Annotated in this window: 10 protein-coding genes; 6 read left to right on the forward strand and 4 right to left on the reverse strand. The window is 68.2% G+C overall.

Annotation, left to right across the window (positions count from 1 at the left end; all coding sequences use genetic code 11):
• Positions 1-10: 10 nt before the first annotated feature.
• The 3 genes from R2APBS1_RS02555 to pdhA all read right to left on the reverse strand — a co-directional run bounded on the left by R2APBS1_RS02555 (position 11) and on the right by pdhA (position 3,638).
• Positions 11-1,420, reverse strand: coding sequence for a dihydrolipoamide acetyltransferase family protein (locus R2APBS1_RS02555; RefSeq protein WP_015446753.1), 1,410 nt, complete (start codon positions 1,418-1,420; stop codon positions 11-13).
• Between the two features lie 148 nt (positions 1,421-1,568).
• Positions 1,569-2,549, reverse strand: coding sequence for an alpha-ketoacid dehydrogenase subunit beta (locus R2APBS1_RS02560; RefSeq protein ID WP_007512574.1), 981 nt, complete (start codon positions 2,547-2,549; stop codon positions 1,569-1,571).
• Positions 2,550-2,552: 3 nt separating this feature from the next.
• The gene (gene pdhA, locus R2APBS1_RS02565; RefSeq protein ID WP_015446754.1) at positions 2,553-3,638 is read right to left on the reverse strand and encodes a pyruvate dehydrogenase (acetyl-transferring) E1 component subunit alpha; all 1,086 of its coding nucleotides are present in this window, start codon (positions 3,636-3,638) and stop codon (positions 2,553-2,555) included.
• Positions 3,639-4,009: 371 nt separating this feature from the next.
• On the opposite strand from pdhA, the gene R2APBS1_RS02570 reads away from it, so the two are divergent.
• The 3 genes from R2APBS1_RS02570 (at position 4,010) to R2APBS1_RS02580 (ending at position 8,152) form a co-directional block, all read left to right on the forward strand.
• Positions 4,010-4,858: a tryptophan 2,3-dioxygenase gene (locus tag R2APBS1_RS02570; RefSeq protein WP_015446755.1), complete on the forward strand. Its 849-nt coding sequence runs from the start codon at positions 4,010-4,012 to the stop codon at positions 4,856-4,858.
• A 106-nt stretch (positions 4,859-4,964) separates the two neighbouring features.
• Positions 4,965-6,473 carry a peptide MFS transporter gene (locus R2APBS1_RS02575; protein WP_015446756.1) on the forward strand — a complete coding sequence of 503 codons (1,509 nt, stop codon included), beginning with the start codon at positions 4,965-4,967 and terminating at the stop codon, positions 6,471-6,473.
• Between the two features lie 167 nt (positions 6,474-6,640).
• Entirely contained in the window at positions 6,641-8,152 is a 1,512-nt protein-coding gene (locus R2APBS1_RS02580) for a peptide MFS transporter (RefSeq protein ID WP_015446757.1), read from the forward strand.
• Between the two features lie 87 nt (positions 8,153-8,239).
• On the opposite strand, the gene R2APBS1_RS02585 is transcribed toward R2APBS1_RS02580, so the two are convergent.
• The gene (locus R2APBS1_RS02585) at positions 8,240-8,701 is read right to left on the reverse strand and encodes a MarR family winged helix-turn-helix transcriptional regulator (RefSeq protein WP_015446758.1); all 462 of its coding nucleotides are present in this window, start codon (positions 8,699-8,701) and stop codon (positions 8,240-8,242) included.
• A gap of 109 nt (positions 8,702-8,810) precedes the next feature.
• On the opposite strand from R2APBS1_RS02585, the gene hppD reads away from it, so the two are divergent.
• From hppD to R2APBS1_RS02600, 3 genes are read left to right on the forward strand one after another with little or no spacing between them, the layout of a single operon-like run.
• Positions 8,811-9,896, forward strand: coding sequence for a 4-hydroxyphenylpyruvate dioxygenase (gene hppD, locus R2APBS1_RS02590; protein ID WP_015446759.1), 1,086 nt, complete (start codon positions 8,811-8,813; stop codon positions 9,894-9,896).
• Positions 9,897-9,907: 11 nt separating this feature from the next.
• Positions 9,908-11,206, forward strand: coding sequence for a homogentisate 1,2-dioxygenase (gene hmgA / locus R2APBS1_RS02595; protein WP_015446760.1), 1,299 nt, complete (start codon positions 9,908-9,910; stop codon positions 11,204-11,206).
• 37 nt (positions 11,207-11,243) lie between these two features.
• A complete protein-coding gene (locus R2APBS1_RS02600) occupies positions 11,244-12,230 on the forward strand; it encodes a fumarylacetoacetate hydrolase family protein (protein ID WP_015446761.1) in 987 nt (328 codons plus the stop codon).
• Positions 12,231-12,244 lie beyond the last annotated feature (14 nt).

Raw genomic sequence — 12,244 nt, forward strand, 5'->3', positions numbered from 1 at the left:
GCGGATACGATCAGTTCGGCAGCGCCAGATCGTCCAGCAGCGCCTTGAGGAAGCGCGCGGCTTCGCCGCCGGTGGCGGCGCGGTGGTCGAAGGTGAGGCTGATCGGCATGCGCCGGTGCACTTCGATGCCGCCGATCACCGCCACCACGTCGTGGCTGAGCTTGCCGGCGCCGACGATGGCGACGGTCGGCGGCACCACCACCGGCGTGGCGTAGCGGCCGGCGAACATGCCGAAGTTGCTGAGACTGATGGTGTAGCCGGACAGTTCCGAGGCCGGGATGCTGCGGTCCTCGACCTGCGTGCGCAGGCGCTTGATCGCGGCACGCACGCCGGCGGCGTCGAGCACGTCGGCGTTGCGCAGTGCCGGCACGAACAGGCCGTCGTCGGTGTCCACCGCGATGCCGATGTCGACCTGCGGGTGCAGCGTGCGGCTGAGGTTCTTGCCGTCGAACCACGCGTTCAGCGCCGGCACCGTCTTGCAGGCGGCCACGATGGCGCGGATCAGGCGCGCGGTGATGTCCTGCTTGCCGATCCAGCCGTGCAGGTCGGCGTCGTCGACCAGGGTGGTCGGTACCACTTGCGCGTGCGCATCGGCCATCACGCGGGCCATGTTGCGGCGCACGCCCTTGAGCTGCTCCGGCTGGCCGCTGGCCTGCACCGACGGCGGCGCGGTGCGCACCGGCTTGCCGGCCAGCGAGACCGGGCCGCGCTGCTGACCTTGTGGAGCATGGCCGGGCTGCGGCAGTTCCGGTGCCAGATGACGACCGGCCGAGGCGGGCACGGCGCGCGCCGGGGCGGCGCCCAGCGCGGCGCTGCCGTTGGCGGCGGCGTTCTTCACGTCCTGCATGGTCACCACGCCGTCGGCACCGCTGGGACGCACGCGGGTGAGGTCGACCTTGAGCTTCTTCGCCAGCGCGCGCACCGCCGGCACCGCCTTCACGCCGCCGATGCTGGCGGCCTGCTCGACGTGCACGGTGTTGCCGCTGACCATCGCGCCGACCACGGTGCCTTCGTCCTCGCGGTCCGTGCCGCCGGTCTGCACTTCGCCGCCTTCGTCGGAGGCGATCACGTTGCCTGCGTCGTCCGGCGCGGGGCTGCCGACGCTCCTTTCCGCGCCCTTCTTCGGGCCGTGGTGGTGGCCGGTGGCTTCGGCCTCGGCGCGTTGCTTGGCGTTCGGGTCGGGCTCGAAATCGGCCAGCGCGGCGCCGGTCTCGATGATGTCGCCGGGCGCGCCGTGCAGCTTGACGACCTTGCCGGTGTACGGCGAGGGCACGTCGACCACCGCCTTGGCGGTTTCCATCGAGCACAGCGGCGCGTCGAGCTTGATGCTGTCGCCCGCCTTCACGTGCCACTCGACGACGGTCGCGTCGGGCAGGCCTTCGCCGAGGTCGGGGAGGTAGAACGTCTTGATGTCAGCCATGGGCGGATTTCCAGAATATGTGTTGGTTTGGCTCCCTCCCCTGCATGCAGGGGAGGGTTGGGGTGGGGTGCTCTTTGTTCCGGACTTCAGATCAAGAGCTTTACCCCCTCCCAGCCTCCCCCTGCAAGCAGGGGGAGGAGCAAGGGCGTCAGCTCGCCGCCAGCGTGCGCTTGGCCGCGTCGACGACGCGCTCCACGCTCGGCAGGTATTTCATTTCCAGGCGGAACAGCGGGATGTGCGTGTCGAAGCCGGTGACGCGCTCGACCGGCGCGAGCAGGTCGTACAGGCATTCCTCGGCCACGCGCGCAGCGATCTCGGCGCCGAAGCCGGCGGTCTTCGGCGCCTCGTGCACGATCACGCAGCGGCCGGTCTTCTGCACCGACTCGGCGATGGTGTCGAAGTCCAGCGGGGTCAGCGTGGCCACGTCGATCACCTCGGCGCTGATGCCTTCGGCGGCCAGCTCGTCGGCTGCTTCCAGCGCTTCCTTCACCTGCGCGCCCCAGGTCACCAGGGTCACGTCGGTGCCGTCGCGCAGCACGAAGCACACGTCCAGCGGCAGCGCCTCGCCGTCGTCCGGCACCTCTTCCTTGTACTGGCGGTAGATCCGCTTGGGCTCGAAGAAGATCACCGGATCGGGATCGCGGATCGCGGCCAGCAGCAGGCCGTAGGCGCGCGCCGGCGAGGACGGCATCACCACGCGCAGGCCGGGGATGTTGGTGAACAGGTGCTCGTTCGCCTCGGAGTGATGCTCCGGTGCGCGAATGCCGCCGCCCCACGGCGCGCGCCACACGGCCGGCACGGTGAGGCGGCCGCGGGTACGGTTGCGCATGCGCGCGGCGTGGCAGGCGATGTGCTCCATCATCGGATAGATGAAGCCCTCGAACTGTGCCTCGGCCACCGGCTTCATGCCTTGCACGGCCATGCCCACGGTGACGCCGGCGATGGTCATTTCGTCCAGCGGCGTGTCGATCACGCGCCATTCGCCGAACTTCTCCTGCAGGCCCTGGGTGGCGCGGAACACGCCGCCATTGACGCCGACGTCCTCGCCCAGCACCACGACCGATGCGTCGTGCGCCATTTCGTAGGCGAGCGCCTGGGTGACGGCCTCGATGAGTGTGATTTGTGCCATGGCTCAGTGACCCTTGTTTTCAAGCGAGAGGACGTAGTCGCGCTGTTTCGCGAGGTCGGCGGGGACTTCGGCGAAGATGTAGTCGAACATCGCCGAGACCGGCTGGGTCTTGGTCTCGAGGTAGGCGTTCACCTCGTTGTCCATCCACTCGTCGCACTCGGTCTTCCAGGCTTCTTCCTTGGCGTCGTCCCACACGCCCTTGGCCACCAGCCAGTGCTTCAGGCGCTTCATCGGTTCCTTGGCCCAGGCTTCGTCGACCTCGTCCTTGCCGCGGTAGCGGCGTGCGTCGTCGGCGGTGGTGTGGTCGCCGAGGCGGTAGGTGACCAGTTCCAGCACGCTGCCGCCCTGGCCGTTGCGCGCACGCTCCAGCGCGTCTTCCATCGCCTTGCGCACGGCGATGATGTCGTTGCCGTCCACCTGGATCGAGTAGAGGCCCGCGGCGATGCCCTTCTGCGCCAGCGTCTGCGCGCCGGACTGGATCTTGCGCGGCACCGAGATCGCCCACTGGTTGTTGACGATGGCGATCACCAGCGGCAGCTCGCGCGCGCCGGCCATGTTGATGGCGCCGTAGAAGTCGCCCTTGGAGGAGCCGCCGTCGCCGATGGTGGCCACCGCCACGCGCTTCTCGCCGCGGATCTTGAACGCCAGCGCGGAGCCGGCCGCATGCAGGCACTGGGTGGCGATCGGCACCGACCAGGCGAAGTCGTGCCGCGCCGGTTCTTTCTGGTAGTCGTTGCCGCGCTCGTCGCCGCCCCAGTACATGTACACCTCGCGCGGCTGCACGCCGCGGTACAGCTGCGCGCCGTATTCGCGGTAGCTCGGCGCGTACACGTCTTCGGGCTTCATGGCGCTGCCGATGCCGACGTGCGCGGCCTCATGGCCGAGGCAGCTGGCGTAGGTGCCGAGCTTGCCGGTGCGCTGCAGCGCGATCGACTTGGCGTCGAACACGCGGGTGGACAGCATCAGCTTGTACAGCTCGACCATGTGGTCGAGGTCTTTGGCGAACTCGGGCAGATCATCACGTACCTGCTTGCCCTCGGCGTCGAGGTATTGCAGGTATTCGATTTCAAACTTGGCGGCGATGGTCACGACGCGCTCCGGGGGTGAGAGACAGGGGGCTGGCGGTGGCCGGGCTCCGATGCAGGAGGCACGAAACGACCGCACAAGACCGCGCTTGATAACAGGCGGGGATGTTGCGCTGCAAGGTACAGCGCAGCATGCGCAGGCGTACGGGTCGACCGTCGCCGGTCGCCGCCGGGCCGCCGCTCCGCGCCACGCCGGCCTTTTCGCGCCGGGTCACGGTAGCGGCGGGCGGGCGCCCGGACCCTGTCCTGGATCAGGCGTTGCGCGCGAACGGGGGCGCGGGACCGGGCCGGCGAACGGGCGCGCTTGCCGCGGATCAGGGGCCGCTCGACGCGCTGCCGTTACCATGAGCGTTTTCGACCACGTGACGGAACACCATGAGCGACAACCAGCGCGACATCGAGGCGGGCATCCAGACCGACCTCAACGGCCAGATCACCTATGGCGGCTATCTGCACCTGGACACCTTGCTGTCGGCCCAGCAGCCATTGAGCCAGCCGCCGCATCACGACGAGATGCTGTTCATCGTGCAGCACCACGTGTCCGAGCTGTGGATGAAGCTGCTGATCCACGAGCTGAAGGCGGCGCTGGCGCACCTCAAGCAGGACGACGTCGACGCCTGCCTGAAGATACTGGCGCGGGTGAAGCAGGTGCAGCGCCAGCTGTTCGAGCAGTGGGCGGTACTGGAGACGCTCACCCCGTCGGAGTACCTGGAGTTCCGCGGCGTGCTGGGGCCGTCGTCGGGTTTCCAGTCGCTGCAGTACCGCACCATCGAGTTCATGCTGGGCAACAAGAACGCCGGCATGCTGAAGGTGTTCGCGCACGACCCGGTCGCGCAGGCCGAGCTGCGCGCGGTGCTCGAGGCGCCCAGCCTGTACGACGAGTTCCTGCGCTACCTGGCGCGCCGCGGCCACGCGGTGCCGGCCGAGCTGCTGCAGCGCGACTGGACCGAAGCCTACCGGCGCAACGAGGCGCTGCTGCCGGCGCTCAAGCGCATCTACGAGCAGCGCGCGCAGTTCTGGCCGGAGTACCACCTGTGCGAACAGCTGGTGGACGTGGAGGAGAGCTTCCAGCTGTGGCGCTTCCGGCACATGAAGACGGTGGAGCGGATCATCGGCCACCGCCGCGGCACCGGCGGTTCGTCCGGGGTGAGCTTCCTGAAGAAGGCGCTCGACCTGGAATTCTTCCCCGAGCTGCTGGACGTGCGCACCGTGCTGGGCAGCTAGCGACATGACGTGGCGCGTGCTGCGGCGCATTTGACGATCGCGCGACCGGCGGTTACATCTGGCCATCGCAAGATTTTTCGATCGACCGACGGAGCAGGGGACACGCATGGGCCACACCACACTCGCCGGCGACGCCAGGCCGATACCCGACTACCCGCAGCTGATGGGCCACCCGCGCCCGCTGTGGATGCTGTTCATGTCGGAGTTCTGGGAGCGCTTCGCGTTCTACGGCATGCGCTGGGCGCTCACGCTGTACATCGTGGCGCAGTTCTACGACGGCAACGACGCCGGCCAGGCGGACGCCAGCCGCACCTACGGCGCCTACCTGGCGCTGGTCTACGCCACCGCGGTGTTCGGCGGCTACGTGGCCGACAAGATCCTCGGCTACCAGCGCTCGATCCTGCTCGGCGCGGTGGTGATGGCGGCCGGCCTGTTCATGGTGATGGTGCCGAACCATGCGGTGTTCATGCTCGGCCTGGCCACCATCATCGTCGGCAACGGCCTGTTCAAGCCGAACATCTCCTCGATGGTGGGCCAGCTCTACGTGCAGGGCGACTCGCGCCGCGACCGCGGCTTCACCCTGTTCTACATGGGCATCAACGCCGGTGCGCTGATCGCGCCGATCCTCACCAGCATCCTCGCCAACAAGGTGTTCGGCACGCCCGGCCACCACAACTACCACGTGGTGTTCGCCGCCTCCGGCGTGGGTATGCTGATCAGCCTGGTGTGGTTCTGGTTCGGCCGGCGCCAGCTCGGCCCGGTCGGCCGCCCGGCGCCGGAACAGGCCAGTCGCATGCGCATGCTGTACGTGGTGCTGGGCGTGCTGGCGACGATTCCGCTGGTCTACCTGCTGATGGACAAGGCCGGCGCGGTGGCGATCCAGTGGCTGCTGAGCGTGCTGTTCCTGGGCGTGGGCGTGATGCTGGTGATCGAGGCGATCCGCACCGGCCGCGTGCAGATCCAGCGGGTGATCGCGATGCTGATCATCTTCACCTTCAACGTGCTGTTCTGGATGTTCTTCGAGCAGGCCGGCAGTTCGTTCAACTTCCTGGCGCAGCACATCGTCGACCGCAACCTGGGCGGCTGGGAGTTCCCGATCGGCTGGTTCCAGTCGGTCAACCCGGTGGCGATCGTGCTGCTGGCGCCGCTGATCTCGCTGGCCTGGGGCTGGCTGGACCAGCGCCGCGTCGAGCCGTCGATCCCGCGCAAGTTCGGCCTGGGCCTGATCGGCAATGCGCTGGGCTTCGCGGTACTGATGTACGCGCTGTCCGCGCTGGTCGGCAGCGACGGCACGATTCCGCTGTGGACGCTGGTGCTGTGCTACGTGCTGCAGACCGCCGGCGAGCTGTGCCTGTCGCCGATCGGCCTGTCGATGGTGACCAAGCTGGCGCCGGCGCGGCTGGTCGGGCTGGGCATGGGCGGCTGGTTCCTGTCCACCGCGATCGGCAACAACCTCGCCGGCCTGTTCGCCGGCCACGTCAGCGGCGCGAGCGGCATGACCGTGGGCTCGGCGCTGTCCGGCTACACCATGGGCTTCTGGATCCTGCTCGGCGGCGGCATCGTGCTGTTCCTGGTCGCGCCGCTGATCAACCGGCTGATGCACGGGGTGCGTTGAAAGCCGGGAATAGGGAATCGGGAATGGGTAAAGCGAAGCTCGCCCGCTTTTCCGATTCCCTATCCCCTATTCCCCACTCCCTGCTCCACAAACATTGACGCCATGCCCGGCGCCCGGTTACATCTGGGCGCTTGCGGCGGCCTGACGCATGCCGACGAGGGGATTGCATGAGCCAGACCAGCAGCGCCGGCGATAGCGTGACGACGCCCGACTACCCGCAACTGCTCGGCCATCCGCGTCCGTTGTGGATGCTGTTCATGACCGAGTTCTGGGAGCGCTTCGCCTACTACAGCGTGAGCTGGGCGCTGGTGCTGTACATCGTGGCGCAGTTCTTCCATGGCGACGCGTCGGGTCAGGGCTGGGCCGCCGGCATCTACGGCGCCTACACTGCGCTGATCTACGCCGCCTCGATCTTCGGCGGCTACGTGGCCGACCGGGTGATCGGCTACCAGCGCTCGATCCTGCTCGGCGCGGCGGTGATGGCCGCCGGCTTGTTCACCCTGCTGTTGCCGCAGCAGCCGGCGATGCTGCTGGGACTGGCGCTGGTGATCGCCGGCGACGGCCTGTTCAAGCCGAACATCTCCACCATGGTGGGCCAGCTCTACGGCCGCGACGATCCACGCCGCGACCGCGGCTTCACCCTGTTCTACATGGGCATCAACGCCGGCGCCTTCGCGGCGCCGCTGCTGACCGGCTGGATGGCGGCCCACTTCACCGACACGCCGATGCAGCAGAACTACCGCGTAGTGTTCGGCGCCGCCGGCGTGGGCATGCTGCTGAGCTTCCTGTGGTTCTGGTTCGGCCGGCGTGGTTTGAAGGGCGTGGGCCGCCCGCTGCCGGGCATGGAGAACCGCCTGCGCGTGCTGTGGGTGCTGCTCGGCGCGGCACTGGCGGTGCCGCTGATCTACGCGCTGCTGGCCTATGTCGGCGCCGACGGCCTGCAGTGGCTGCTCGGCGCGCTGTTCATCGGCGTGGCGGCGGCGCTGATCGTCGAGGCGCGGCGCCACGACCGCGTGCAGCTGCACCGCGTGATCGCCATGCTGATCGTGTTCGGCTTCAGCGTGCTGTTCTGGACCTTCTATTTCCAGTTCGGCACCTCGCTCAACTTCCTGGCGGAAAACTGGGTGGATCGGCAGATGTTCGGTGGCTGGACGTTCCCGGTCGGCTGGTTCCAGTCGGTGACGCCGCTGGCGATCTTGCTGTTTGCGCCGCTGCTGACGCTGGTGTGGGCCGTGCTTTCGCGCCGCAACGCCGAGCCCTCGATCCCGCGCAAGTTCGGCTTCGGGCTGATCTTCAACGGCTTGGGTTTCGTGGTGCTGGTGTATGCGCTGAAGGAACTGCTTGGCCCGACCGGGCTGATCCCGTTCTGGCCGCTGGTGCTGTGCTACGTGATGCAGACACTGGGCGAGCTGTGCCTGTCGCCGATCGGGCTGTCGATGGTGACCAAGCTGGCGCCGCCGCGCCTGGTCGGCTTGGCGATGGGCGGCTGGTTCCTGTCACTGGCCGCCGGCGGCGACTTCTCCGGCCTGGTGGCGCGTTCGATCAGTGGCGAGCGCGGCATGACGGTGGCCTCGGCGCTGTCCGGCTTCACCTTCAGCTTCTGGGTGCTGCTTGGCGCGGGCGCGTTGCTGTTGCTGCTGGCGCCGCTGATCAACCGGCTGATGCATGGGGTGCGGTGAGGCAGGGAACCGGCACTAGGGAATAGTTGAAGCGAAACCAGCGCGCCGGACATCGCCCGCCTTTCCCGTTCCCGATTCCGGATTCCCTCAGGAAAGCAATTTGTCCAGGATGCGCGCCAGCCACTGCCGCTCCTGCGCATCGAGCTTCGCCAGCACTTCGCGCTCGCGCGCGCGGGCCATCGGCGCGACCACGTCGTGGATTGCCCAGCCGGCGCTGCTGAGGTTGAGCACCGAGCGGCGCTTGTCGTTGTCGTGCACCGCGCGGTCGACCCGGCCGGCCTCGACCAGCCGGGCCAGCGCGCGGCTCACCGCCACCTTGTCCATCGCGGTGCGCTCGGCCACCTCGCGCGCGGACAGGCCGGCGTAGCGCGCCAGCACGGCCATCACCCGCCATTCCGTCACCGAGATGTCGTAGCGGCGCTGGTAGTCGTCGGCGATCGCCTGGCTGATCGTGTTGGACAGGATCGACAGCCGGTACGGCAGGAAGTGTTCCAGCTGCAGCGGCGCGTGTTCGGCCGTGGCGGGGACAGGGGAGCGCTTGGCAGGCATTGCGGCGGTGATCCTTGCAAATGGTTTCAAATGAAACTATAACGCAAGACCAATCTGCCGGTGGCACGCTTGCGTGAGGCCATCGTGCACCGACTCAGAGGAGAGCGCCATGAACGCCCAACCCAACCCTGGCATGCAGGTCACCACGTTCGAGAATCCGATGGGCATCGACGGCTTCGAGTTCGTCGAGTTTGCCGCCCCGGCCGGTCGCGCCCACGAGCTGCACGCGCTGTTCCGGCGGATGGGCTTCAGCGCCGTGCTGCGGCACAAGTCCCGCCCGATCACCGTCTACCGGCAGAACGGGGTGAACCTGCTGGTCAACGAGGATCCGGATTCGTTCGCCGCCGATTTCGCCGCGCAGCACGGCCCCAGCGCCTGCGGCTTCGCGATCCGTTTCCGCAAGCCGGTGGCCGAGGTGGAGGCGAGGGTGCTCGGCAACGGCGGCGAGGCGGTCACGCACAAGCCAGCCAGCCGCGCGATCGGGGTGCCGGTGGTCAAGGGCATCGGCGACTGCATGCTGTACCTGGTGCCGCGCGAGGGCGACGCCTACGCCGCCGACTACGCGCCGATCCCGGGCGCCGAGCAGAACCCGAAGGGTTTCGGCCTGACCTTCATCGACCACCTCACCCACAACCTGCATTTCGGCAACATGCAGAAGTGGTCGGACTACTACGAGAAGCTGTTCAACTTCCGCGAGATCCGCTACTTCGACATCAAGGGCGCCAAGACCGGCCTGGTGTCCAAGGCGATGACCGCGCCGGACGGCATCGTGCGCATCCCGCTGAACGAGTCCAGCGACCCGAAGAGCCAGATCAACGAGTACCTCGACGCCTACCACGGCGAAGGCATCCAGCACATCGCCTGCTTCACCGACGACATCTACGCCACGGTGGAGGCGATGCGCGACGCCGGGGTGGAATTCCTCGACACCCCGGACGCGTATTTCGAGGTGATCGACGTGCGCGTGCCCAACCACGGCGAAGACGTGCCGCGGCTGGCCAGAAACAAGATTCTGATCGACGCCGACCCGGAGACCAAGCAGCGCAAGCTGCTGCAGATCTTCACCCAGAACGCGATCGGCCCGATCTTCTTCGAGATCATCCAGCGCAAGGGCAACGAGGGTTTCGGCGAAGGCAATTTCCAGGCGCTGTTCGAGTCGATCGAACGCGACCAGATGAAGCGCGGTTTCCTCTGAAGGAGCGGTGCATGGCAACGATCGTGGGCAAGGGCTACCAATCCGGCTTCGGCAACGAATTCGCCAGCGAGGCGATCCCCGGCGTGCTGCCGGTCGGCCAGAACTCGCCGCAGCGCGTGACGCACGGGCTGTACGCCGAGCAGCTGTCCGGCACCGCGTTCACCGCGCCGCGCCATCTGAACCGGCGCAGCTGGCTGTACCGGATCCGCCCGGCGGCGGTGCACGAGCCGTTCGCGCCGCTGGCGCACGAGCGCTTCCACAACCGCTTCGACGAGGCACCGGCCACGCCGAACCAGCTGCGCTGGGATCCGCTGCCGCTGCCGGAGCAGCCGACCGATTTCGTCGACGGCCTGGTGACGATCGCCGGCAACGGCGGCGCGGCCGAGCAGGGCGGCATCGGCATCCATCTCTACGCGGCGAACCGCTCGATGCAGGGCCGCTTCTTCTACGACGCCGACGGCGAGCTGCTGATCGTGCCGCAGCAGGGCCGGCTGCAGCTGGCCACCGAGCTGGGCGTGATCGAGCTCGAGCCGCAGGAGATCGCGGTGATCCCGCGCGGCGTGCGCTTCCGCGTCGAGCTGCCCGACGGAACCGCGCGCGGCTACGTCTGCGAGAACTTCGGCGCACTGCTGCGCCTGCCGGAGCTCGGCCCGATCGGCTCGAACGGGCTGGCCAACGCGCGCGACTTCCTCACCCCGCACGCCACCTGGGAGGACGTCGAGGGTGCGTTCGAGCTGGTGACGAAGTTCCAGGGCACGCTGTGGACGGCCGCGATCGGCCACTCGCCGCTGGACGTGGTCGCCTGGCACGGCAACTACGCGCCGTACAAGTACGACCTGCGCCGCTTCAACACGATCGGCTCGATCAGCGTCGACCACCCCGATCCGTGCATCTTCACCGTGCTGACCTCGGCCAGCGACACGCCCGGCACGGCGAACGTGGATTTCGCGATCTTCCCGCCGCGCTGGCTGGTGGCGCAGCACACCTTCCGTCCGCCGTGGTTCCACCGCAACGTGGCCAGCGAGTTCATGGGCCTGATCACCGGTGTCTACGACGCAAAGGCCGAGGGCTTCGTGCCCGGCGGCGCGAGCCTGCACAACTGCATGAGTGCCCACGGCCCGGACGCGGCCACCTTCGAGAAGGCCACGAACGCGGATCTGTCGAAAGCGGACGTGATCGGCGGCACCATGGCCTTCATGTTCGAGACGCGCAAGGTGATCCGCCCCACCCGGCAGGCGCTGGGGGCGCCGCAACTGCAGCGCGACTACTACCGATGCTGGCAGGATATCCGCAAGCACTTCGCGCCGTGACGGCGATCCCTCCACGCAGCAGGCACAAGGCGGCACGATGAAACTCGGATCTCTCAAGGAAGGCGGCCGCGACGGCACGCTGGTGGTGGTCAGCCGCGATCTCTCCCGCGCGGTAACGGCGGACGGCATCGCGCCGACGCTGCAGGCGGCGCTGGACGACTGGTCGAACGCGGCGCCGCGGCTGAATGCGCTGTCGGATGAACTGAACGGGGGCCGCGCCACCGGCGCGTTCGCGCTGGACATGGCCATGCTCGCCTCGCCGTTGCCACGTGCCTACGAGTTCGTCGACGGCAGCGCTTACCTGCCGCATGTCGAGCGCGTGCGCCGCGCGCGCGGCGCCGAGGTACCGGCCAGCTTCTACACCGACCCGCTGATGTACCAGGCCACCAGCGCCGGCTTCCTCGGCCCGCGCGACCCGGTGGTGGTGCCGAGCGAGGACTACGGCATCGACCTGGAAGCCGAGGTGGTGGTGGTCACCGACGATGTGCCGATGGCGGTCACGCCGGGCGAGGCCGCCGCGCACATCCAGCTGGTCGGCCTGGTCAACGACGTGAGCCTGCGCGGGCTGATTCCCGGCGAGCTGGCCAAGGGCTTCGGCTTCCTGCAGAGCAAGCCGCGCTCGGCGCTGTCGCCGGTGCTGGCGACGCCGGACGAGCTGGGCAGAGCGTGGGCCGGCGACAAGCTGCACCTGCCGATGCGCACCTGGCTCAACGACAAATGGTTCGGCGAGGCCGAGTGCGGCGTCGATATGCAGTTCAGCTTTGCCGAACTGGTGGCGCACGTGGCGAAGACGCGGCCGCTCACCGCCGGCACCATCGTCGGCTCCGGCACCATCGCCAACCAGGACACCGGCAAGGGTGCCTCCTGCCTGGCCGAGCAGCGCACGGTGGAAACCCTGCGCGACGGCCAACCGAGCACGCCGTTCCTGAAGTTCGGCGACCGCCTGAAGATCGACGTCACCGACGCCACCGGCGCCTCGATTTTCGGCGCCATCGAGCAGCAGGTCGAGCCGTACCGGAGATGACGCGAGCCGCCACG

Origin of the sequence: Rhodanobacter denitrificans, from assembly GCF_000230695.2 — a bacterium.
GTDB lineage: Bacteria > Pseudomonadota > Gammaproteobacteria > Xanthomonadales > Rhodanobacteraceae > Rhodanobacter > Rhodanobacter denitrificans.

What these genes read in the sequence shown, in the direction of transcription:
- R2APBS1_RS02555 (WP_015446753.1), bottom strand. Translation starts at nt 1,420, where the DNA reads ATGGCTGACATCAAGACGTTCTACCTCCCCGACCTCGGCGAAGGCCTG.
- R2APBS1_RS02585 (WP_015446758.1), bottom strand. Translation starts at nt 8,701, where the DNA reads ATGCCTGCCAAGCGCTCCCCTGTCCCCGCCACGGCCGAACACGCGCCG.
- R2APBS1_RS02580 (WP_015446757.1), top strand. Translation starts at nt 6,641, where the DNA reads ATGAGCCAGACCAGCAGCGCCGGCGATAGCGTGACGACGCCCGACTAC.
- R2APBS1_RS02560 (WP_007512574.1), bottom strand. Translation starts at nt 2,549, where the DNA reads ATGGCACAAATCACACTCATCGAGGCCGTCACCCAGGCGCTCGCCTAC.
- R2APBS1_RS02600 (WP_015446761.1), top strand. Translation starts at nt 11,244, where the DNA reads ATGAAACTCGGATCTCTCAAGGAAGGCGGCCGCGACGGCACGCTGGTG.
- R2APBS1_RS02575 (WP_015446756.1), top strand. Translation starts at nt 4,965, where the DNA reads ATGGGCCACACCACACTCGCCGGCGACGCCAGGCCGATACCCGACTAC.
- R2APBS1_RS02570 (WP_015446755.1), top strand. Translation starts at nt 4,010, where the DNA reads ATGAGCGACAACCAGCGCGACATCGAGGCGGGCATCCAGACCGACCTC.
- hmgA (WP_015446760.1), top strand. Translation starts at nt 9,908, where the DNA reads ATGGCAACGATCGTGGGCAAGGGCTACCAATCCGGCTTCGGCAACGAA.
- hppD (WP_015446759.1), top strand. Translation starts at nt 8,811, where the DNA reads ATGAACGCCCAACCCAACCCTGGCATGCAGGTCACCACGTTCGAGAAT.